Raw genomic sequence first — 21,580 nt, forward strand, 5'->3', positions numbered from 1 at the left:
TCGTTGCCAAGCTGGAACACCCCTCATCCGACCGAGCTTCGCTCGGCCACCTTCTCCCGCAAGGGGAGAAGGAAAGAAGCGGCAGCGCTAGCGTTATAAGGCCTGGAAATCAAGCGGCCTGGCAGGCCTCAAAACTCATCTTCAGCCGTTCGGCGTCGAGCTCGCGGCCGATGAAGACCAGCCGGCTCTCGTGCTTCTCCCCGTCCTTCCAGGCGCGCTGGTGGTCGCCCTCGATGATCATGTGGACGCCCTGGATGACATAGCGCTCATCATCCCCCTTGAGCGCGATGATGCCCTTCAGCCGCAGGATGTTCGGGCCTTCCATCTGGGTGACCTTCTCGATCCACGGGAAGAATTTCTTCGGGTCCATCTCGCCGCCGCGCAGCGACACCGACTGCACCGTCACGTCATGGATATCGGAAGGGTGTGCGTGATGGTCGTGCCCGTCATGGTGATGATGCCCGTCATGATCGTGATGGTCGTGATGATGATGATCGTGGTCGTCATGCGCCTCGAGGAAATGCGGATCGTTCTCCAGCGCCCGCGAAAGATCGAAGGCGCCGCGGTCGAGCACCTCCGACAGCGCCAGGCCGGCGCGAGTGGTGCGATGGATCCTGGCCGCCGGGTTGATCGCGCGGATCGTCGCCTCGACCTTGCTCAGTTCCTCCGGCGTGACGAGGTCGGTCTTGTTGAGCACGACGACATCGGCAAAGGCGATCTGGTCCTCGGCTTCGCGGGAATCCTTCAGCCGCAATGGCAGGTGCTTGGCGTCGACCAGCACCACGACCGCGTCGAGCCTGGTCTTGGAGCGCACGTCTTCGTCCATGAAGAAGGTCTGCGCCACCGGCACCGGATCGGCGAGGCCGGTCGTCTCGACCACGATGGCGTCGAAGCGGCCTGGCCGGCGCATCAGGCCTTCGACGACGCGGATCAGGTCGCCGCGCACCGTGCAGCAGACGCAGCCATTGTTCATCTCATAGATTTCCTCGTCGGATTCCACGATCAGTTCGTTGTCGATGCCGATCTCGCCGAATTCATTGACGATGACGGCGTAGCGCTTGCCGTGGTTTTCCGAAAGGATGCGGTTGAGCAGTGTCGTCTTGCCGGCGCCGAGATAGCCGGTGAGAACGGTTACGGGGATCTGCGTCGTCTGTGCATCGCTCATGTTGGGCCTCGAAAAGGGATTGTTGGATCCATATAGGATGTGCGCCGTGCTTTTGCACGCGGCAAACCGATGGGCCAAACAGTTCGCCAACATTGCCGGACTTTCCCAACATCGCTGGACTTCATTGGCGCTGGCGGGTCTCACTGCCTAGGTCGCTTGCTCAGAAGAACCAGAAGAGGTGCCGGATGTCCGACAAACCGTCCTCCTTGCCTTTGAGCCGGCGTCAGGCGCTCGCCCTCATTGCCGTCAGCGCGGGCGGCGGCGTCTTTCTGCCGGGCATCGCGATGGCTCAGCAGGCCTCGCCCTATGCCGGGCTTGCCCTGTTCGATAGCGGTGCCGGCGTCTGCGCGATCACGCCGGAAGCGACCGAGGGGCCGTTCTATTTCGACCCGAAGCTCGAACGCGCCGATATCACCGAAGGCAAAGCGGGCATTGGCCTCAATGTGCGGCTGCAGGTCGTCGACGCGGCCTGCCGGCCGCTTGCCGGCGCGCGCGTCGACATCTGGCATTGCGACGCGCAAGGCCATTATTCGGGCTATCCGGGACAAGGCGACGGCCAGGATGTCGATACGTCAGGCCAGAGTTTTCTGCGCGGCTGGCAGAAGGCGGATGACACCGGCATCGTCTCGTTCACCACCATCTATCCCGGCTGGTATCGCGGCCGCACCACCCACATCCACTTCAAGGTCTTCCCCGATGACAATTCGGTGATGACCGGCCAGCTGTTTTTCCCCGACAGCCTGAGCGAGCAGATATTCACCACTGTCGCGCCCTACACCGATCGGTCCGGCAGGCGGGATACGCCGAATGCCAGGGACGGTATCGCGCGGCGCGCCGGGCCGCTGTCGCAGGCGGCGCTGCGCGAGGTGGCGGACGACTATCAGGCCCTGATGATCGTCGCAGTAAAGGCTGCATGAGTCTCGTTTCGCGTGTGCGTCGCTCCTGCGGAAAGCTTCAACCTGCACTGAAAAGTCGTTTGTCATCTAACTGAAATAAACTTCTGGCATTAGCCACGGCGGGCATCGCATTGCTTGCCGGCAAAGCTATTTTGCAAAGCCGGATCTGTTTGATCGTCGATTGCCAACCGGGCGGCTGCCGCTATGCTGTCCGCACCGGTTCGGCCCGAAGAGGGATGACCATGGCCAAGGCGGACAAGACTGCGACAATGAGCCGGCTGCATTCGGCGGCGCGGCTGGCGCGTACGGCACTCGCCGCGCGGCTTTTGACCCACGGCTTCTACGCCGGCCAGGACCAGATCATGCTGGCGCTCGACCGTGAGGACGGGCAGACGCCCGGCAATCTCGCCGGCCGCCTCGGTGTGCGCCCGCCGACCATCACCAAGACGATCAACCGGCTGCAGGCCCAGGGCTTTCTGGAAAAGCGCGCTTCTTCCGCCGATGCCCGACAGGCCCACATCTTCCTGACCAACACCGGCCGCGAAATCATCCACGCCATCGAGAAATCGGTGAAAAAGACCGAGAAGCAGGCGCTGAAGGGTCTCGATAAAAGGGACCAGAAGGCGTTGTTCAAGCTGCTCGCCCGCGTCGAGGCGAACCTCTCGAACGGCGAGATGGTTCTCGTCGATGATGAGATCGACGCCGACGAATGATCCGCGGCTGACGCCATCAGGCTGCGGCTGCCGACGATCCATGGACCAATGCCGACCAGCGGCCCGGCGTGACACCGAACGCCTTCTTGAAGTGCCTGTTAAAATGACTTTGGTCGCTGAAACCGGCCGCTATCGCGATCTGCGCCAATGGCTCGCTCGCCTCGATCATGCGGCGTGCTCGTTGAAGCCGGCGCATCAAGAGAAAGCGATGCGGGCTGGTGGAGAAGGCGGCACGGAAATGCCGCGATAGGGCATAGCGATCCAGCCCGGTGATCGCCTCCAGCTCTTCGGAACGGACGATACGGAAAACATTTTCTTCCAGATAGTCGCGTGCCAGGCTGGCAGCCCGCAATGCTGTCCTTGGGATCGGTTTCGCCTGCAGGCCTGCATGCCGTGCCAAGCTTTGCATCAATTGCGCAATGAAGTCGGCGACAAAGAGGTCGTCCAGCTTCTGGTCCAACGGCCCCAGCGCCGAAAGCAGCCTCGTGCGGAAAACAGGATCCGTCACCACGGCATTCCTGACGAAAGGCAGCGATGCGCCTATCGTATCGAGGCAGTCCAGCACGATGGACGGCTCCAGATAAAGCATCCTGTAACGCAAACCGTCTTCGGTGCCGGCGCCGCCGTCGTGCAATTCGTCGGGATGGAGCACGATAATCTGGCCGGGCAGGCTGTGATGCGTCGCGCCGCGATAACGGAAGGTCTGGACGCCATGCAGCGTCACGCCGATGGCGTAGGTATCATGACGATGGAGATCGAACGCGCTGCCGTGGAACCGGGCCTCGATACGCTCCATTCCGACGCAATCGGGGGCCGAGATGACACAGTTCTCAGCCGCGTCAACGCACAAACGTCCAAGACCCTGAAAGGCCTCGCCATCTAGACCGTGTGACATCGCTTCATTTCACAAACCTGAATGGTAAATGTCTCATGTTCGACACGAAATTTGCAATCGTGCTGCAGGACGACCTTCCCATCTGGCAAAAGCTCAATGTCACCGCCTTCCTGACCAGCGGCATCGTCGCGCAGTATAGCGAAATCATCGGCGAACCCTATCGCGACCGCGCCGGCAATATCTACAATCCGCTCTCGATCCAGCCGGTCATCGTGCTTTCGGCCGATCGCCCGACGCTTAGTGCGATCCACCGACGGGCGGTGGAGCGCGGTGTGACGACCTCGCTCTACGTCGACGAGATGTTTTCGACCGGCCACGACGCGGCGAACCGCGCCGTCTTTGCCGAATTCGCACCCGACGACGCCAAGGTCGTCGGTATCGCGCTGCGCGCCGAAAAGAAGCTTGTCGACAAGATCACCAAGGGCGCCCGCATGCATCCCTAGTGCATGTCGCCCAAAAGTGCGCACCGGTTTTGGGATGACGACATGCAGAAAGACCAAGCCTGTGGCGGCTGATTCATCCTTCTGATGCTTAGCGTGTTCGGCATCGTCTGCCATTGGCACCTGGTGCGGGCTATCGTCTCGGTATGCGCAAATCATTGGGATGATCATTGCCGGCTGGATTGTCTTCAACCAGTTCCCGACCGCTGGACGCTCGTCGGCGCTGCCGTCATCGTCGCCAGCGGCCTTTATAACGTTCATCGCGAGCACCGGCTTCGTGTGCGCAACCGCGCCGCCCTCGACGTCGAGGTGGAAGCGCTGGCAAAAAAACTTTGATTTGCTCCTGAAGGGTGGCATAAGGCCGCGTTTAAACTGTTTAGTTCATGATCCCGAAAAGTGGGAATCCGGTTTTCGCTGGAGATCATGGATCAGCTCTAGATCGTCGGGGAGCGCAAGGCGCTGGCACAGAAGATTAAGCTTTCGACGATCGCGGATGCGCTCGGCGTGTCCACGGCCACGGTTTCGCTGGCCCTGCGCGACAGTCCGCTGGTTGCCGGCGGCACCCGCGACCGCATCAAGGAACATGCCCGCGCCATCGGCTATATCTACAATCGCCGCGCCGCCAGCCTGCGCACCTCGCGTTCGGGCATCGTCGGCGTCGTCGTTCACGACATCATGAACCCGTTCTTCGCCGAGATACTGCGCTCGATCGAAAGCGAGCTCGATCGCAGCCGGCAGACCTTCATCCTGTCGAACCACTACGACCAGCTCGAAAAGCAGCGCACCTTCATCGACACGCTTTTGCAGCTCGGCGCCGACGGCGTCATCATGTCGCCGGCCATCGGCACGCCGCCCGAAGACATCTTGATGGCCGAGGAAAACGGCCTGCCGGCGGTGCTGATCGCACGCACCGTCGAAGGCGCCGACGTGCCGGTGTTTCGCGGCGACGATGCCTACGGCACCGGGCTTGCCACCAACCATCTGATCTCGCTCGGCCACAAGCGCATCGCCATGGTCGGCGGCACCGACCAGACCTCGACCGGCCGTGACCGCTACCAGGGCTATGTCAACGCCATGGAGGCGGCCGGGCTGGAGGTCAGGCCGTCCTGGCGCATCGCCGGTCCGCGCACCAAACAGGCCGGGTTCGAAGCGGCCGGGCAGTTCTTGTCGCTGAAGGACAAGCCGACCGCGGCCTGCTGCTGGAACGACCTTGTCGCCATCGGCCTGATGAACGGTATTGCACGCGCCGGGCTGGTGCCGGGCATTGACATATCCGTAACCGGCTATGACGATCTCGAGGAGGCGGCGATCGCAACGCCGGCGCTGACCACCGTCTGGAACGGCCAGCGTGAAGTCGGCCGCCGCGCCGCCAGCGCGCTGCTCGACAAGCTCAATGGGCAGATGGTGCGGCCGTCGCAGGAACTGATCAAGCCGGAACTGCATGTGCGTCAGTCGACCGGCAAACCGGTGGAGCGTACATGACAAAAGCCGAACAGCAGCAAGCAGTCGCCATTCTGGTGCCGGGCCAATTCAACGACCATGCGGTCGGCCGCATCGATCGAATGTTCAGCCGCGTCTGGATCGAACGGCCGGAAGCGTCGCTGGTCACCGACGAGCTGCGCCGGTCGGTGCGCGGCATTGCCGCCTTTGGCGGGATCAATGCAGCCCTCATCGACGCGCTGCCGAATCTCGAGATCATCGCCAATTTCGGCGTCGGCTATGATTCGGTCGATGCCCGTCACGCAGCGCAGCGCGGTGTCATGGTCACCAACACGCCTGACGTGCTGACCGAGGAGGTCGCGGACACGGCTCTCGGCCTGCTGATCAACACCATCCGCGAGTTGCCGCGCGCCGAGACCTGGCTGCGCGACGGCAGTTGGGCGCGCGACGGCAACTATCGCTTGAGCCGGCTGACCTTGCGCGGCCGTCGTGTCGGTATTTTCGGCATGGGCCGCATCGGCATTGCCATTGCGCGCCGGCTGGAGGCCTTCGGGCTGCCGATCGCCTATCACAACCGGCGCCAGGTCGAAGCCCTGTCCTATGAATACCACGGCACGCTGAAAGGCCTCGCCGAGGCGGTGGATACGCTGATCTCGGTGGCGCCCGGCGGCGCCTCGACGGAAAAGGCGGTCAATGCCGAGATACTGTCGGCGCTCGGCCCGAATGGCGTCTTCGTCAATATCGGCCGCGGCAGCACGGTGGACGAGGCAGCACTTGCGGCAGCCCTGGCCAATGGCACCATCGCCGCTGCCGGGCTCGACGTCTTCGCCGACGAGCCGAACGTGCCGCCAGCGCTGCTCGCCGCTCCCAACACATCGCTTTTGCCGCATGTCGGCTCGGCTTCGGAACATACCCGCCGCGCCATGGCCGATCTGTGCGTCGACAATCTGGTTTCCTGGTTTTCGGAAGGGAGGGCGCTGACGCCGGTGCCGGAAACGGAAAAGGTCAAGGCGCGCAGCTGAGCGGCAAGCTTTCCTATTTGTTAACGTCGGCTTAACGCTTTGAAATCATTTTTTATCTATCGCCAAACACGCGGAGAACGCAGATGAAAGCACTTGCTGCATTGATATCGGTGGCGGCGCTGTTCGGCATCGTTCACCTGTTTCACGGCGGCAGCGGCGAAGGCCGCACAGCCGATCACTCAACGCAGTCGCCCGGCGATTACAGGCTGGTGGCCAATGGCGACGAAGCGTCCTGCGCGGTCAAGCGCGGCACTGAGGTTGCGCAAGGCCTGTCGCTGTTGACGGTCACTGCGAATTGCCGCCGGGTTTTGCCTGGCATCGAGCGCGCGAAATTCTGGCGTGAGCAGGATGACGGCACGGTCATCTTCAGCGTGAACGGCATCGACCCGATCGTCACGTTCGGCGTCGCCGACGGCGACGGTTATGAATCCTACGCACCAACTCTGCCGCTGCTGTCGCTGGCGGCCAGCAGCGATCGACGTTGACGCCCCACGGCTGAATTATTCCGCGGCAGTGCGCGCGCCGGATTTCGCCGTGGCGTGCAGGCGCACCGCGTCGCCGAAGGCGCGGAAGATCTTTGCCGAGACGCTGTCCGAATTGACCCAGTATTCGGGATGCCATTGGACGCCCACGGCGAAGGCACGGGCGTCCCGCACCGAAACCGCCTCGACCGTGCCGTCGGTGGCGACGGCCTCTATCTGCAACTTCGGGCCGAGCCGGTCGATCGCCTGGCGATGCACCGAGTTGACCATGATGTCGCCCGCCCCGAACACGCCGGCGAGGCAGCTTGCGGGCTTGATCGAAATGGTCTGGCGGATGGCGAAGCGTTCGTCCTGATTGTCGCTCGCCGGTGCGCGATGGTCCAGCGATCCCTCGCGCTCCTGGATTTCTGTGGCCAGCGTGCCGCCCAGCGCCACATTCATCTCCTGGATGCCGCGGCAGATGGCGAGCAGCGGCACGCCGCGCTCCACTGCCTTGCGGATCAGCGGCAGCGTCGTGGCGTCGCGGGCCGGATCGTAGGGGCCGTTGGCCTCGCTGGCATCGCCGCCATAGAGCGTGGGATGCACGTTGGACTTCGAGCCGGTGATCATGACGCCGTCGACTGATGACAGGAGTTCATCGAAATCGAGCCGGTCGCCGAAGGACGGCACCAGCACCGGGAACACGCCGGCGGCCGAAAGCGCCGCCTCCAGATATTGCTGCGGAGCGGCATGCCAGGTGTAGTTGTCGAACTGGCGGACATCGGTCGATATGGCGACTAGCGGCTGCTGCATTTTTGATCCGGGTCCATTCAGTGCAAGGATATGTTCTGCCTTTAAAATAGGCGATCCGACGGCGCTTTGCCATGACAAGTTCGGCATGTCGCATGGGCCACGGAAGGGGCGTTAGACTTAAGTTGCAGGGAGGTGCGTTCGCGCCGCGTTTTTCGCGAAAACGCCGCCGGCAAAACCGGCTCCCATGGCTAGACTCGACTTCTTGCCCGTGTATTGTTTGCCGCGAAGCCGATCCGGGGCACAGAACATCTCCCGAACGTCGGTCTGTTGATCCAATAGGGAGGACTTCATGGATCGTCGATCATTCATCCGCAAGGCCGGTGTGACCGGTGTCGGCGCTGCGGCGGCTACGGCGGCGCTTGCCGCGCCGGCTATCGCCCAAACCAATCCGAAAGTGACATGGCGCCTGGCGTCGTCCTTCCCGAAATCCCTCGATACGATCTATGGTGGCGCCGAGGTCTTTTCCAAGATGCTTTCGGAGGCGACCGACGGCAACTTCCAGGTCCAGGTTTTCGCTGCCGGTGAACTGGTGCCCGGCCTGCAGGTCGCGGATGCCACCACCGCCGGCACCGTCGAGGCCTGCCATACGGTGGCATATTATTATTGGGGCAAGGACCCGACATGGGCTTTGGGTGCCGCGGTTCCGTTCTCGCTCAACGCGCGCGGCATCAATGCCTGGCATTACCACGGCGGCGGCATCGACCTGTTCAACGAGTTTCTGGCCACGCAGGGCCTTTTTGGCCTGCCCGGTGGCAATACCGGCGTGCAGATGGGCGGCTGGTTCCGCAAGGAAATCAACACCGTCGCCGACCTTTCGGGCCTCAAGATGCGCATCGGTGGCTTTGCCGGCAAAGTGGTGCAAAGGCTCGGCGTCGTGCCGCAGCAGATCGCCGGCGGCGATATCTATCCAGCGCTGGAAAAAGGCACCATCGACGCCGCCGAATGGGTCGGCCCTTATGACGATGAGAAGCTCGGCTTCTACAAGGTCGCGCCCAATTATTATTATCCTGGCTGGTGGGAAGGCGGGCCGACCGTCCATCTGATGTTCAACAAGGCAAAATACGAGGAGCTTTCGCCGGCCTACAAGGCGCTGGTGCGCACCGCGGCGCAGGCCGCCGACGCCAACATGCTGCAGAAATACGACTTTCTGAATCCGGCGGCCGTGAGGCGGCTGGTGTCCGCGGGCGCCAAATTGCGCCCGTTCAGCCCGGAAATCTTGGCAGCCTGCTCCGAAAAGGCGAACGAGGTCTATGCCGAGATGGAAGCTTCGAACGCGCCGTTCAAGAAGATATGGGACTCGATCAAGGCCTTCCGCAAGGAGCACTATCTCTGGGCGCAGGTGGCCGAGTACAATTACGACACCTTCATGATGGTCCAGCAGCGCACCGGCAAGCTCTGACAACAGTTACGGCGCAACGCGCTCTTCGGACGCGTGGCGCCGTCACATTTCGATTTGCCTGATCAGCGCGGCACCACCAGCACCTTGACTTCGCCTGGCGCAGGCGGATTGGCGATCACCGCAGCCGCCTCCTCCAGCGTCACCTGCCGTGAGATGAGCTTGTCGATCTCGATCGCACCCGAGGCGATGAGATCGGCGGCCCGGCGATGCGTAAACGGATTGAGGAACGAGCCGAGCACCTTCAATTCCCGGAACAACAGGTTGAAAGGCTCGAACTCGGCCTTCATGCCTTGAGGTGTCACGCCGACGACGACCACCGTACCGCCGGCTTTGGCCAGCCGCATCGATTGTTCGACCGTCTCTCTTACGCCGGCACATTCGAACACCACATCGACGCCGCCCGGCATGAGGCCCGACGGACCGAAGACCGTGTCGATGATATCGCAAGCGCTGGGGTCGACCGTCACCGTTGCGCCCAATTCTCCTGCAAGGGCGCGCCGCGAGGCCTGGCGCGTCGACAGGATGATTGTCGTCGCGCCGGCAAGCCTCGCCAGTTGCACGGTGAGCAGGCCGATCACCCCGCCGCCAAGCACGGCGACCGAGGAGCCGGGTCGGATCTGCGCCAGGTCCACGCCATGCAGGCAGCAGCCAAGCGGCTCGCAGAACGCGCCATGCGTCGGCCTCAGGTCTTTCGGAAGGAGAATGGCCTGCTTCTGAGGCAGCACGACATATTCGGCGAAGCCGCCGTCGCGGCGGATGCCGATGGCAACTAGATTATGGCAGAGATTGATGCGACCCGCGTGGCAGTGCGGGCAGTGCCCGCAGGCGATGTTGGGATCGCCGGTAACGCGATCGCCGACCGAAAAGCCGGACACAGCGGTTCCAGTCGCCTCGACGATCCCGGAGAATTCATGTCCGAGCGTCACCGGCGGCGTACAGGGAAATTCGCCATGGAAAAGATGCCGGTCGGTGCCGCAGACGCCGCATGCCTCGATCCGCACCAGGAGATCGTCCGGTCCGGCGGACGGTTTGCCGACCTCGCGCAGGGCAATGCTGCCCACGCCCTCCAGCCGCACCGCTTTCATCTTTGTTACGCCTCCGGCATCAATTGAAACTCGGTGGTTGGGACAGATCGGTTGCTGGCGCTGCTGGCTTGGCAGGCGGCGTTTCGCCGAAATTCGGCGGTTGCGACAGGTCTGGTGCGGGCGCGGTCGGCGCCGTGCCGCCATCCGCCGGAGGTGCGCCGAGTGGCGACAGGCTCGGCGTTTCCGGCACCTGATAATCGATCGTGCCTGGGTCCACTGCCGTGCCCTTGTAGTGCATCACCATCTGCGGGAAGGCGATGGTCAGGCCGATCATGATGACCTGGATGCAAACGAAGGGAACCGCGCCCCAATAGATCTGGCCGGTGGTCACCGGCGCGATCTTCTTGCCGGTGAGGCGATCGAGATAGGGCACGCGGGCGGCGACCGAACGCAGATAGAACAGTGCGAAGCCGAAGGGTGGATGCATGAAACTGGTCTGCATGTTGACGCCGAGCAGCACGCCGAACCAGATCAGGTCGATCCCGAGCTTGTCGGCGGCCGGCGCCAAAAGCGGCACGATGATGAAGGCGAGCTCGAAAAAATCGAGGAAGAAGGCGAGCAAGAAGACGAGGATGTTGACGCCGATCAGGAACCCGACTTCGCCGCCCGGCAACGATGTCAGGAGGTGTTCAACCCAGATATGGCCGTTGACGCCGTAGAAGGTGAGCGAGAACACCCGCGCCCCGATCAGGATGAACAGCACGAAGGACGACAGCCGCGTCGTCGACGCCAGTGCCTGCTTGATCACGTCCAGCGACAGCCGCCCCTTCATCGCCGCCATGATCAGCGCGCCGACAGCGCCCATGGCGCCGCCCTCGGTCGGTGTGGCGATCCCCAGGAAGATGGTGCCCAACACCAGGAAGATCAGCGCCAGCGGCGGGATCAGCACGATGATCACCTGCTGCGCCAGCCGCGACATCATGTTGATCTTCAGGCGCTGGTCGGCGATTGCCACGACGTAGATGAGGATCACGCCGATGGTGGCACCGAGAATGTCGGCGTTTTGGCCCTGCGATGGCGCAAGATAGCGATACGCCGCGTAGGAAACCACGACTGCCGCCAACACTGCGAACAGCAGCGACAGGACACCGTGGCCGAGCGTGCGGGCCTCCAGCGGCAGCGCCGGCATCGACTTCGGCCGGACGATCGACATGATCACGATGTACGTCGTGTAAAGGCCGGTCAGAACCAGCCCCGGGATCAGCGCGCCCGCATACATGTCGCCGACCGAGCGGCCGAGCTGGTCGGCCAGAACGATAAGCACCAGCGAGGGCGGAATGATCTGGGCGAGCGTGCCCGATGCGGCGATGACGCCGGACGCTACACGGCGGTCATAGCCGTAGCGCAGCATGATCGGCAGCGAGATCAGGCCCATGGCGATGACGGAGGCAGCCACCACCCCCGTGGTTGCGGCAAGCAGCGCGCCGACGAAGATCACAGCATAGGCGAGACCGCCGCGGATCGGCCCGAACAATTGGCCGATCGTGTCGAGCAGGTCTTCGGCCATGCCCGATCGCTCGAGCACGATGCCCATGAAGGTGAAGAACGGGATGGCCAGCAGCGTGTCGTTCGACATCACCCGGCTGCCGTAGAAATTGTCCGGCAGCGCGTGCAGCAGCGGCCAGGCGAGATTGATCGAGCCGCCCGAATAGGGTGACAGCACAACCCCGATGAAGAAGAACAGCAGGCCGTTGGCGGCGAGTGAGAAGGCGACCGGGTAGCCGATCAGCAGGAAGATGACCAGCGAGGCGAACATGATCGGCGCCATGTTCTGGGCGATGAACTCGATCACGAGCGCACCTCTTCGGCGAGCGCCTTCGCTTCGAGCTCGGCCTGCTCATGCACCGATATGAACGGCGTCGGATCGTCCATGTCGCCGCGCATGATGGCGATCTTCTTGATGATCTCGGAGATGCCCTGGAGCGCGAGCAGGAAAAAGCCGGCCAGCAGGATTGCCTTTGCAGGCCAGATGATCAGCCCGCCGGAATTGTTCGACATTTCGCCACTGCGAAACGACAGCGACACATAGGGAACGAAATAGATCACCATCAGCGTCACGAACGGCATCAGGAAAAAAAGGTGACCGAGAAGGTCTATCCAGTGCTGCACGCGGCGCGAGAACATGCCGTAGACAATGTCGATACGGATATGGTCGTTCTGCTTCAGCGTGTAGGCGGCGGCCAGCATGAATGCGGCGCCGAACAGATACCACTGCAGTTCCAGCCAGGCGTTCGACGACATGTCGAACGTCTTGCGGATGACGGCATTGGCGGCGCTGACCAGGATTGCCAGCAGGATCAGCCACGACACCCATTTGCCGATGAATTCGTTCACCCGGTCAATGGTTCTGGATAGAGCGAGCAGCCCTGCCATGCATTCCTCCCTTTACGCATCGGCCCGAAAATCGGTGTCGATTTTCGGAAAGCACGATGCATGACTCAAAGTATCAGCGGCGCGCCAATTCCCGCTTGTTTTTCCGCCGCCTCGATGTGGCCCAACGGTATGCCGTGCGTGGCCCGGCGGGTCAACACAGGGCAGACCGACTAAAACAATCTTGTGAGGTGAGGAAGGGGCTTTTGAGATGAGGAAGGGGGCGAAACAGCCGGCTGACCCGGCGCATGACCCCGAAAATCGGAATCGATTTTCGCTGGGGATCATGCGCAAAATCAAAGTGCTACAACGCCTTTTCGCGTCCGAGAGGACGCGCGCGCTGTAGACGTCATGCAACCAAAGTCTACCCAGGCTTGGTACAGTCAGGCGATCTTGCCCTGATCGCGGCCGGTGCCGATCAGCACCAGCATGGCGACGAGGAACAGATACATCCAGCCATCGCGCCATTCGAGCGGAAAATAGCCGGCCCACAGCGATTCGGCCATGCCGAAAGCGGCGGCGCCAAGTGCTGCCCGCAACGGCGAGAGATAGCCGCCCACCGCCGTCACAAACAGGATTTTCAGCCCGTAGACCAACCCTGTGCCGAAGCTGATGTTGCCGTAGTAGAAGGCGGCGAGCACGCCGGCCAGTGCCGCGCAAAGGCTGCCGAAAAGCACCGCACGCCGAAGCACCGCGCGAACATCGACGCCGCACATCGCTGCCGCCCTGGGATCGTCGGACACGGCGCGCCAGCGCCGGCCGAAGCTTGATTGGGCGAACGCCCAGGCGGCGAGCCCGATAGTTGCCGCGACGACAGCGCAGTCGAGCAACTGGATGAGCGTCAGCGTGGCATTGAAATTGGCCCCCCGCGCAAAAATGATGGGCTGGGCCAGCATTGGCGGCAGCCACAGATCATGGGTTTCGGCGGCGATACGGCTGGCTTCCGACAGGGCCAGCAATATGCCGAGCGTCGTCACCACGATGGCGTTGGGCGAGCGGTCGGCCAACGGTTCGAAGATGCTTCGCGACAAGACATGGCTGAGCAGCGCCGCATAAAGGAACGCCGCAGCTACGCCGAGCGCGACGGATGCAAACAGCGTCAGCCACAGCGCCTGATAGCCGAACGCCGCGGTGAGGATCATCGTATGCCCGCAAAAGGCGAACAGCGCCCCATAGGCAAGATTGGTGCGGTGCAGGATGCCGTTGGTCAGCACGTAGCCGAAGGCAAGCAATGCGTAGAGCGCGCCCGAATGCAGCCCGTTCAGAACCTGCTGGAAGAAATAGAGCATGCAATGTCCTCGATGCATGCCCCCCGCATTCGGGGCGCAGCGGTTTGGGATGAACGACATTCTCAAGACTAGGCTATCGCGATCGCCTCCGTGACGAGCGTTGCACCCGATATCTAACTTGTCAAATGCGTTTTATCGGTTAGATTCGCCATATGGCAGTATCCTGGACTCCGCACCGCTTCACCGGTGGCATGCTTGCGCTCGACACGGCGAACACCGTCGTTTTGCGGAACGATCCGGAGAAAACCTTCGACCGGCTCAAAGATCCGGCCGAGATCGCCCGCTTTGCCGAAGCGGCGAGCGGCTTTCGCGCCGCCGAGCTCGGCGGCAGGCCGCTCGCAGCGCCGGCGCCTGGAAAGATCGCGCCGGTGGTGCTGTCGATCAGGGAGACGACCGATCGGCTGTTTCGCCGTGCGGTTTCGGAAGGTGCGATCGCCACCGGAGACATGCCTGAATTCCTTGAAGCCTGCGCCGACGGACTCGCCGAAAGCCGCACCGAAATCGGGAGGACCGGAAAACCGTTCGGCAATCCGGCGACGCCGATTGCCTTCGAGGCGGCGCTTGCGGTCTCGGCGCTGTCGCTGCTGCGCGGCGACACAATCGCCAGGCTGAGGATATGTCCGAACTGCAGCTGGCTGTTTGTCGACAAAAGCCGCAATTCCAGCCGCCTCTGGTGCGACATGGCGGTGTGCGGCAACCGACAGAAGGCAAATCGATACTATCGCCGCCGGACCGCGGCGAGGGAGGTCACCAATGTCTGAAAGATTTTCGCGCGCGATGATTGTCGTCGCGGCGTTGTTCGCGGTGGCCGCTCTCGGCGCCTGCCGTGACTCCGGCAAGGACCAGCTGTTCGCCATTTCCGGGAAGCTGTTCGAGTTCAACTACCGGCTGGGCATCGCCACCTATGTCATCACCCTCAATCCGCTGCGGCCGGTGGGTGAGGGACAGGTCGCCGTGGTCTTCTTCCAGAACCCGGCCGGTGGTGATCCGATCATCGTCACCCAGAAAATATGGCCGAAGCTGCCGCATGTGACCTTGACCAGCCCGCCGCTCACCTGCGTCGTCAAGGACAAGCCCTATGCGGTGTCGATCCGCATCGAGGATTCCAGCGGCAAATTGCTGCAGAGTTTCGAGACGACACTGACGTCCTCGCTCGACCAGTCGGTCCTGCCCGACCGGCCTCTCGTGGTCGGGCCAGTCTACGAGCTCAACAAGGACCTGGCCGGCCATGTCGACGGCAAGCTGCCCGGCGAACCGAAGCCCAGTTGCCCAAAGGCTGCATGATGCGTCACCAGCGGCGCACTGACCGCCGCCGGAATTTTCGTGCTCGGCCATCCTCACCGACAGGCGTTTCGTGGCGCCACACGGCCGCGCACGGATCATTTGTTGCGCGCCGTCTGGCACCTTCGATTTTGTTTGACCTCCCCGGCAAGGGAAGAAAGACTGTAGGCACTCGACTCCGACGTTGGCTGCGCTCGAACTGCGGGCCTCCGCACAGGAAATGCCTGATGACGCTGCATGATGTCGCGCTCGACGACAAGTTCGACCTGGGAAAGGAGCGCATCTTCCTTTCCGGCGCGCAGGCGGTCATCCGCATGCTGCTGATGCAGCGCGAGCGCGACCGCCGGGCTGGCCTGAACACTGCCGGCTTCGTCTCCGGCTATCGCGGCTCGCCGCTCGGCGGCCTCGACATGCAGCTTTGGAAGGCCAGGAAGCAGCTCGCCCGGTCGGACGTCGTCTTTCAGCCCGGCCTCAACGAGGAACTCGCGGCCACGGCCTGCTGGGGATCGCAGCAGGCCGAATTGCTGGGCGAGGGCACGCATGATGGCGTCTTTTCTGTCTGGTACGGCAAGGGACCGGGCGTCGATCGCTCCGGCGACGTGTTCCGCCATGCCAACCTCGCCGGCTCGTCCAGATATGGCGGCGTGCTTGCCCTGATGGGCGACGACCACATGGCCGAATCCTCGACCAACGCGCACGCGACCGAGTTCCTGTTCGTCGACACCATGGTGCCGATCCTCAATCCGGCCGGGGTCCAGGAGATCATCGACTATGGGCTTTACGGCTTTGCCATGTCGCGTTTCGCCGGCACGTGGGCGGCGATCAAATGCGTCAAGGACAACATCGAATCGACGGCTTCGGTCGATGCCGCGCTCGAACGGCTTGATATCGTCACCCCGGACTTCGAGATGCCGCCCGGCGGCCTCAACATCCGCAACGAGATCGACATGCTCGGCCAGGAGGAGCGGCTGCATGAATACAAGCGCGCCGCCGCTTCGGCTTTCATCCATGCCAACGGGCTGAACCGGATCGTTTATTCCGGTGGACGTGCCCCGAAGCTTGGCATCGTCACCATCGGCAAGAGCTATCTCGACGTTCGCCAGGCGCTGGAAGACATCGGCGTCGACGAGACTGCCGCCAACCGCATTGGTATCAGGCTGTTCAAGGTCGGTTGCCCGTGGCCGCTCGACCTGCAGCACATCGCCCATTTCGCTCGCGGCCTCGACGCCATCGTCGTCGTCGAGGAGAAACGCTCGCTGATCGAGGTGCAACTGCGCGAGAACCTTTACGGCACCGCCATGCAGCCGGTCATCGTCGGCAAGAAGGACGAGCGCGGCGACGGGCTGTTCCCGGCCAAGGGCGCGCTCGACCCCAATGACATCGCAATCGCGCTCGGCGAGAGAATCTTGCGAACGATCGGCCCGTCGGACGAAATCGCCGCACGAGTGGCGAGACTTCGCCAGTTCCAGGCGATGCTCGCCGACACGCCAGACATCGCCTCGCGCACCCCCTTCTTCTGCTCCGGCTGCCCGCACAATTCCTCGACCAAGGTGCCCGACGGCTCGCTCGCCGCCGCCGGCATCGGCTGCCATTTCATGGCGCTGTGGATGGATCGCAACACCGTTGGTTTCACCGCGATGGGCGGTGAGGGCGCGCAATGGGTCGGCCAGGCACCGTTCTCCAAGCGCGATCACATCTTCCAGAATCTCGGCGACGGTACCTACAACCACTCTGGTGCGCTGGCGATCCGCTTCGCGCTGTCGACCGACGCCAACATCACCTACAAGATCCTCTACAACGACGCCGTCGCCATGACCGGCGGTCAGCCGCACGAGGGTGGCCTGACCGTGGACATGATCGCCAGGCAGGTGCGGGCCGAGGGCGTCGAGCGGATCGCCATCGTCACCGACGAGCCGGACAAATATACCAGCAAGGTCGAATTCCCCGCCGGCGCCACCATCCATCACCGCGACGATCTCGACCTCGTCCAGCGCGAATTGCGCGCGGTCAGGGGCACATCCGTGCTGATCTACGACCAGACCTGCGCCGCCGAAAAGCGCCGCCGCCGCAAGCGCGGCACCTTCCCGGATCCCGACAAGCGTGTCTTCATCAACGAACTGGTCTGCGAAGGCTGCGGCGATTGCGGGGTGCAGTCGAATTGCGTGTCGATCCAGCCGGTCGAGACCGAATTCGGCCGCAAGCGCAGGATCGACCAGTCGAGCTGCAACAAGGATTTCTCCTGCATCAACGGCTTCTGTCCGTCCTTCGTCACCGTGCATGGCGCCAAGATCAGGAAGGCAGAGGGTATTGCCGGCACGACCGATCCGCTCGACGGCGTGCCCGCGCCCGCTGAATTCCCGCTCGGCGAACAAGGCTGGGCGGCGATCATCGACGGCGTCGGCGGCACCGGCGTCGTCACCATCGGAGCGGTGCTCGGCATGGCGGCCCATCTCGAAGACAAGGGCTGCGGCATGATCGACATGGCCGGCCTTGCCCAGAAGGGCGGTTCGGTGTTCACCCATGTCCGCATCGCGTGCAGCCCGGGCGATATCCATGCCATCCGCGTTTCGGCGGGGAAGGCAGACCTTGTGCTTGGCTGCGACCTTGTCGTGTCGGGCGCCCAAAAGGTGCTCGCCGCGGCGCGTGAGGGCCACACGATCTTCCTCGCCAACACCGCCGAGATCATGCCCGGCGAGTTTACCCGGTCGGCGGATTTCTCGCTGCCTGTCGAGCGACTGAAAAAGGCGATCCGCACTGCCGCCGGCGACGACAAGGCGCATTTCTTCGATGCCACCCGCACCGCCACCGCGTTGTTCGGCAGTTCGCTCGGCGCCAACATGTTCATGCTCGGCTTCGCCTTCCAGCATGGCGGCTTGCCGCTGTCAGCCGAGGCAGTCGAAAAGGCGATCGAGCTCAACGGCCAGGCCGTGGCGATGAACGTCTCAGCCTTCCGCTGGGGCCGCCGCGCCGCCCACCAGCCGGATTTCGTGCGCGGCCTCGTTGTCCAGCCGGGCGCGGCTGCACAGAACGCCGCTGTCGCCGAGACGCTGGACGACATCATCGCCCGCCGGGTCGCCTTCCTCACCGGCTATCAGAACGCCGCTTATGCCAAGCGCTACGCCGACAGACTGGCCGCGCTGCGCAGGGCCGAAGCCAGTGCGGTGCCCGGTTCGACTGCTGTGACCGAAGCCGCCGCGAGGAACCTGTTCAAGCTGATGGCGGTCAAGGACGAATACGAGGTGGCAAGGCTCTACACCGACGGCTCCTTCGCCGCCGAACTGGGGAAGCAGTTCCAGAGCTACGACAAACTCGAATTCCATCTCGCGCCGCCGATCATGGGCAGGCGCGGCAACGACGGCAAATCGAGGAAGTCGAGTTTCGGTCCCTGGATGATGAAGGGATTCCGCCTGCTGGCGGCGATGAAAGGCTTGCGCGGCACGGTCTTCGACGTGTTCTGCTACAGCACCGAAAGGCGTATGGAACGGCAGCTTCTTGCGCAATACGAGGCCGACCTGGAGCTTGTCGCCGGCGCGCTGGCGCCGGGCAAGGTCGAGGCCGCGGCAGCACTTGCCTCGGTGCCGGCGCTCATTCGCGGCTATGGTCACGTCAGGCAGGCCAGTGCCGAAAAGGCCGCTGGAGAGCGCCTAAGGCTGCTCGATCGCCTGGCAAAGACGCCGGTTCGGCCAAAACTCCAGGCCGCCGAGTGATCGATACGCCTCGTTTACCTGAAGGATAGCTTCCCCGGGGTCAACCGACCTGACGGTGAGGCCCCAGACGGCCCCTCTAAATCTTTCTTAAGGCTAATGTGACACAGCTTGGCTCCCCAGGGTTGGGATTCAGGCGTGAATCTAAAAAGAAAAAACGAGATTCCTGTCGACGTCTATATCCCGTTCGTGGAAACTCTGTTTCGCGACGGGGTGACGCTTTCGATCGGCATTCTCGCGCAAACCTTCCTTATCGGCCTTGTCTGGTGGAAGAACGGCGATCCGCGTTACCTGGTTGTTGCGATCGCGATGGTTCTCGTCGGCATATTCCGCATGAGAAACTTCCAAAAATACAACAACTTGCCATCACCGACGACCTGGGAGGAAGCGCACAAGCGCGAAAACGATTACATATTCTACGGCTCCCTGCATGGGCTTACGCTCGGGGCTTTCTGCCTGCTCGGCATCTACTTTGCGCGCGACGATTTCGCCGAGATCGCCTCCGTTTGCCTGACGCTGGCGACCGCGACGTCCATTGCCGGCCGCAACTACGGCTCGCCGCGCATGGTGATCATCCTGACTCTTGCATTGACCTGGCCCATCTCGCTGGGCTTCCTGCTGCGCGGCGATATCTATCATGTTCTCCTTGGCCTGCTGTCAGCGCCATTCCTGTTCGCGATCCGCAAATTCGCCAACACGGTGCGCGATGTGCTTTTTGCGGCGGTGTCGGAGGAAAAGAAGGCGAACCGCCTCGCCCAGCGCTTCAATCGGGCGCTGAACACCATGTCGCATGGCCTTGTCATGCTCGGACCGGACGGCCGGGTGGCGGTGGCCAACGCCGAAGCAGCGCATTTGATGTCGCTCAAGTCGCCCGACGCGCTGCTCGGGCGATCGATCCACGGTCTGCTGATGCGCGGCGTTGCCGGCGGCATGCTGGCGCTGAAGGACTGCCGCTACATCGAAGCCCAGCTTACGCGCGCCCTGCGCGAGGGCCGCGATCGCAAGGTTCTCGTCTCGCTTGCGAACGGTCAGCACTATGAGTTCTCGGCGCGCGAAGGCAGCCAGGAACTGGGCGTCATCACCTTCGAGGATGTGACGGCCCGCGTCGAGGCGGAAGACAAGATACGCTTCATGGCGCGTTACGACAGCCTCACCGGCCTGCCCAACCGCGCCTATTTCCAAGAGCTGATCGGAGAGGCGATGGCATCCGGCGACCTCGAGCGTCTCTGCGGGCTCGCCGTGCTCGACCTTGACGACTTCAAGAGCGTCAACGACACGCTTGGCCACCCGGTCGGCGATGGATTGATCTACGCCGTCGCTGAACGGCTGGCGGCGGTCGCCGGACCAGGCGTCACCGTCAGCCGTTTCGGTGGCGACGAGTTCATGATCTTCTTCGACCGCGTCGAGGACGAGAGCCATCTGATCAGCCAAATCGACGAGATTTTCATTGACCTGCAGGGCGAGGTCGACGTCGCCGGTCATGGACTGCGCATCCAGGCCAGCGGTGGCGCGGTGCTGTCGCGGGTCAGGAACAGCGATGTCGACGCCATGATCGTCAAGGCGGACCTCGCGCTCTACAAGGCCAAGGAACTCGGCAAGAACACTTGGCGGTTGTTCGAAGCATCGATAGATGCCGCTTTCCGCAACCGTCAGCTGATGAAGGCCGATCTGCGCACCGCGGTGGAAAGCAAGGGGTTGCGGGTGGTCTACCAGCCGATCGTGACGATGAGCACGATGCGCATAGCCAGTTGCGAGGCGCTGTGCCGTTGGGACCACCCCGATCTCGGACCAATTTCGCCCAGCATCTTCATTCCGCTGGCGGAAGAAATGGGCATCATTTCCGAGATCAGCACCTTCGTCCTGCATGCGGCGTGCACCGAGTGCGCCAAATGGCCCGCACAGACCAGTGTCTCGGTCAATCTCTCGGCCAAGGACTTCCGCAACCGCGACGTTATCGAGAAGGTTTGCGATGCGCTCGCCAGCTCCGGTCTCGCCGCCGGTCGCCTGGAGATCGAGGTCACCGAGACGGCGCTGCTCGACGACAAGTCGCTGACGCGTCAGTATATCGAGGAATTGAAGCGGCTTGGCGTGCGCATCGCGCTCGACGATTTCGGCACCGGCTATTCGAGCTTGAGCTATCTCCACAAACTGCCGCTCGACAAGATCAAGATCGACCGATCGTTCCTGATGGACGTCACCCAGAACAGCCGCTCGCTCGAACTGCTCAAGGGCATCGTCAATCTGTCACGGCCGCTGGGGCTTTCGGTGACGGTCGAGGGCGTCGAGACTTTCGAGCAGCTCAAGATCCTGGCCTTGCAGGTGAAGCCGGACCTGGTTCAAGGTTTCCTGTTCGGCTCGGCGCTCAGCGCGTCCGGCATCGAGACCATGTCGAGCACGGTCTGGCCCTTCGCCAAGGACATCAATACGGCCAGGAAGGCGACGCTTCGCTGATCTCTGTGGCTGATTTCCATGGGAGGAATCTCCACTTTGGTATAATATTTACAATTATTAACCTTAATAGCTGGTAAACGATCTCTATCTTGTTTTCAGCTTTACATCTTACGACCCTGCCGTAGGGTTGATCGCGGCGGTTGTACGGGGATTGAG

The 21,580-nt window shown here is 62.7% G+C and carries 18 protein-coding genes and 1 pseudogene; 12 read left to right on the top strand and 7 right to left on the bottom strand.

All coding sequences use genetic code 11. From position 1 onward, the window contains the following. Positions 1-109: 109 nt before the first annotated feature. Positions 110-1,165: a CobW family GTP-binding protein gene (locus tag BQ8482_RS03800; protein WP_123146329.1), complete on the bottom strand. Its 1,056-nt coding sequence runs from the start codon at positions 1,163-1,165 to the stop codon at positions 110-112. Positions 1,166-1,350: 185 nt separating this feature from the next. Here BQ8482_RS03800 and BQ8482_RS03805 point away from each other — a divergent pair, with 185 nt between their 5' ends. Together BQ8482_RS03805 and BQ8482_RS03810 are read left to right on the top strand one after the other, a co-directional pair. Then, positions 1,351-2,082 carry an intradiol ring-cleavage dioxygenase gene (locus tag BQ8482_RS03805; protein WP_123146330.1) on the top strand — a complete coding sequence of 244 codons (732 nt, stop codon included), beginning with the start codon at positions 1,351-1,353 and terminating at the stop codon, positions 2,080-2,082. A 221-nt stretch (positions 2,083-2,303) separates the two neighbouring features. Beyond that, positions 2,304-2,774, top strand: a complete 471-nt coding sequence (locus tag BQ8482_RS03810; RefSeq protein WP_123147357.1) for a MarR family winged helix-turn-helix transcriptional regulator — start codon at positions 2,304-2,306, stop codon at positions 2,772-2,774. A gap of 16 nt (positions 2,775-2,790) precedes the next feature. On the opposite strand, the gene BQ8482_RS03815 is transcribed toward BQ8482_RS03810, so the two are convergent. Then, a complete protein-coding gene (locus BQ8482_RS03815) occupies positions 2,791-3,669 on the bottom strand; it encodes an AraC family transcriptional regulator (protein WP_123146331.1) in 879 nt (292 codons plus the stop codon). Between the two features lie 35 nt (positions 3,670-3,704). On the opposite strand from BQ8482_RS03815, the gene BQ8482_RS03820 reads away from it, so the two are divergent. The 5 genes and pseudogenes from BQ8482_RS03820 (at position 3,705) to BQ8482_RS03840 (ending at position 7,056) form a co-directional block, all read left to right on the top strand. Beyond that, positions 3,705-4,112: a DUF2000 family protein gene (locus BQ8482_RS03820; RefSeq protein WP_123146332.1), complete on the top strand. Its 408-nt coding sequence runs from the start codon at positions 3,705-3,707 to the stop codon at positions 4,110-4,112. A gap of 72 nt (positions 4,113-4,184) precedes the next feature. After that, positions 4,185-4,445: pseudogene (locus BQ8482_RS03825) on the top strand (EamA/RhaT family transporter); the annotation flags it as partial. A 123-nt stretch (positions 4,446-4,568) separates the two neighbouring features. Continuing rightward, positions 4,569-5,591: a LacI family DNA-binding transcriptional regulator gene (locus BQ8482_RS03830; RefSeq protein ID WP_123146333.1), complete on the top strand. Its 1,023-nt coding sequence runs from the start codon at positions 4,569-4,571 to the stop codon at positions 5,589-5,591. Further along, complete coding sequence (locus BQ8482_RS03835; protein ID WP_123146334.1) at positions 5,588-6,571, top strand: 2-hydroxyacid dehydrogenase; 984 nt, start codon at positions 5,588-5,590, stop codon at positions 6,569-6,571. The genes BQ8482_RS03830 and BQ8482_RS03835 overlap by 4 nt, the downstream gene beginning before the upstream one ends. 83 nt (positions 6,572-6,654) lie before the next feature. Continuing rightward, positions 6,655-7,056 carry a hypothetical protein gene (locus BQ8482_RS03840; RefSeq protein WP_123146335.1) on the top strand — a complete coding sequence of 134 codons (402 nt, stop codon included), beginning with the start codon at positions 6,655-6,657 and terminating at the stop codon, positions 7,054-7,056. 15 nt (positions 7,057-7,071) lie between these two features. Here the strand turns inward: BQ8482_RS03840 and BQ8482_RS03845 are convergent, their stop codons facing one another. Further along, entirely contained in the window at positions 7,072-7,845 is a 774-nt protein-coding gene (locus BQ8482_RS03845; RefSeq protein ID WP_123146336.1) for a gamma-glutamyl-gamma-aminobutyrate hydrolase family protein, read from the bottom strand. A 289-nt stretch (positions 7,846-8,134) separates the two neighbouring features. On the opposite strand from BQ8482_RS03845, the gene BQ8482_RS03850 reads away from it, so the two are divergent. Next, entirely contained in the window at positions 8,135-9,244 is a 1,110-nt protein-coding gene (locus BQ8482_RS03850) for a TRAP transporter substrate-binding protein (RefSeq protein WP_123146337.1), read from the top strand. Between the two features lie 62 nt (positions 9,245-9,306). Here BQ8482_RS03850 and BQ8482_RS03855 read toward each other — a convergent pair whose 3' ends face one another. From BQ8482_RS03855 to BQ8482_RS03870, 4 genes are all read right to left on the bottom strand, one after another. Then, positions 9,307-10,329: a zinc-dependent alcohol dehydrogenase family protein gene (locus BQ8482_RS03855; RefSeq protein ID WP_123146338.1), complete on the bottom strand. Its 1,023-nt coding sequence runs from the start codon at positions 10,327-10,329 to the stop codon at positions 9,307-9,309. A gap of 19 nt (positions 10,330-10,348) precedes the next feature. Further along, on the bottom strand, positions 10,349-12,121 hold the full coding sequence (locus tag BQ8482_RS03860; protein ID WP_208867593.1) for a TRAP transporter large permease: 1,773 nt from the start codon (positions 12,119-12,121) through the stop codon (positions 10,349-10,351). Further along, positions 12,118-12,702 carry a TRAP transporter small permease subunit gene (locus tag BQ8482_RS03865; RefSeq protein ID WP_095493902.1) on the bottom strand — a complete coding sequence of 195 codons (585 nt, stop codon included), beginning with the start codon at positions 12,700-12,702 and terminating at the stop codon, positions 12,118-12,120. The genes BQ8482_RS03860 and BQ8482_RS03865 overlap by 4 nt, the downstream gene beginning before the upstream one ends. Positions 12,703-13,082: 380 nt before the next feature. Next, positions 13,083-13,988, bottom strand: coding sequence for a branched-chain amino acid ABC transporter permease (locus BQ8482_RS03870; protein WP_123146339.1), 906 nt, complete (start codon positions 13,986-13,988; stop codon positions 13,083-13,085). 152 nt (positions 13,989-14,140) lie between these two features. Between BQ8482_RS03870 and BQ8482_RS03875 the strand changes: the two genes are divergently transcribed. The 4 genes from BQ8482_RS03875 (at position 14,141) to BQ8482_RS03890 (ending at position 21,424) form a co-directional block, all read left to right on the top strand. Then, on the top strand, positions 14,141-14,749 hold the full coding sequence (locus tag BQ8482_RS03875) for a CGNR zinc finger domain-containing protein (RefSeq protein ID WP_123146340.1): 609 nt from the start codon (positions 14,141-14,143) through the stop codon (positions 14,747-14,749). Next, positions 14,742-15,272, top strand: coding sequence for a hypothetical protein (locus BQ8482_RS03880; protein ID WP_165848409.1), 531 nt, complete (start codon positions 14,742-14,744; stop codon positions 15,270-15,272). The genes BQ8482_RS03875 and BQ8482_RS03880 overlap by 8 nt, the downstream gene beginning before the upstream one ends. Before the next feature lie 224 nt (positions 15,273-15,496). Continuing rightward, positions 15,497-18,976, top strand: coding sequence for an indolepyruvate ferredoxin oxidoreductase family protein (locus tag BQ8482_RS03885; protein WP_123146342.1), 3,480 nt, complete (start codon positions 15,497-15,499; stop codon positions 18,974-18,976). A 135-nt stretch (positions 18,977-19,111) separates the two neighbouring features. Then, entirely contained in the window at positions 19,112-21,424 is a 2,313-nt protein-coding gene (locus tag BQ8482_RS03890) for a putative bifunctional diguanylate cyclase/phosphodiesterase (protein ID WP_123146343.1), read from the top strand. The last annotated feature ends 156 nt before the right edge of the window (positions 21,425-21,580 follow it).

The sequence above is a fragment of the Mesorhizobium delmotii genome (assembly GCF_900149755.1).
Taxonomy (GTDB): domain Bacteria; phylum Pseudomonadota; class Alphaproteobacteria; order Rhizobiales; family Rhizobiaceae; genus Mesorhizobium; species Mesorhizobium delmotii.

Coding starts and splice junctions, on each gene's coding strand:
- BQ8482_RS03815 (WP_123146331.1), bottom strand. CDS start 3,669: ATGTCACACGGTCTAGATGGCGAGGCCTTTCAGGGTCTTGGACGTTTG.
- BQ8482_RS03850 (WP_123146337.1), top strand. CDS start 8,135: ATGGATCGTCGATCATTCATCCGCAAGGCCGGTGTGACCGGTGTCGGC.
- BQ8482_RS03880 (WP_165848409.1), top strand. CDS start 14,742: ATGTCTGAAAGATTTTCGCGCGCGATGATTGTCGTCGCGGCGTTGTTC.
- BQ8482_RS03810 (WP_123147357.1), top strand. CDS start 2,304: ATGGCCAAGGCGGACAAGACTGCGACAATGAGCCGGCTGCATTCGGCG.
- BQ8482_RS03885 (WP_123146342.1), top strand. CDS start 15,497: ATGACGCTGCATGATGTCGCGCTCGACGACAAGTTCGACCTGGGAAAG.
- BQ8482_RS03840 (WP_123146335.1), top strand. CDS start 6,655: ATGAAAGCACTTGCTGCATTGATATCGGTGGCGGCGCTGTTCGGCATC.
- BQ8482_RS03845 (WP_123146336.1), bottom strand. CDS start 7,845: ATGCAGCAGCCGCTAGTCGCCATATCGACCGATGTCCGCCAGTTCGAC.
- BQ8482_RS03835 (WP_123146334.1), top strand. CDS start 5,588: ATGACAAAAGCCGAACAGCAGCAAGCAGTCGCCATTCTGGTGCCGGGC.
- BQ8482_RS03870 (WP_123146339.1), bottom strand. CDS start 13,988: ATGCTCTATTTCTTCCAGCAGGTTCTGAACGGGCTGCATTCGGGCGCG.
- BQ8482_RS03805 (WP_123146330.1), top strand. CDS start 1,351: ATGTCCGACAAACCGTCCTCCTTGCCTTTGAGCCGGCGTCAGGCGCTC.
- BQ8482_RS03855 (WP_123146338.1), bottom strand. CDS start 10,329: ATGAAAGCGGTGCGGCTGGAGGGCGTGGGCAGCATTGCCCTGCGCGAG.
- BQ8482_RS03820 (WP_123146332.1), top strand. CDS start 3,705: ATGTTCGACACGAAATTTGCAATCGTGCTGCAGGACGACCTTCCCATC.
- BQ8482_RS03865 (WP_095493902.1), bottom strand. CDS start 12,702: ATGGCAGGGCTGCTCGCTCTATCCAGAACCATTGACCGGGTGAACGAA.
- BQ8482_RS03800 (WP_123146329.1), bottom strand. CDS start 1,165: ATGAGCGATGCACAGACGACGCAGATCCCCGTAACCGTTCTCACCGGC.
- BQ8482_RS03875 (WP_123146340.1), top strand. CDS start 14,141: ATGGCAGTATCCTGGACTCCGCACCGCTTCACCGGTGGCATGCTTGCG.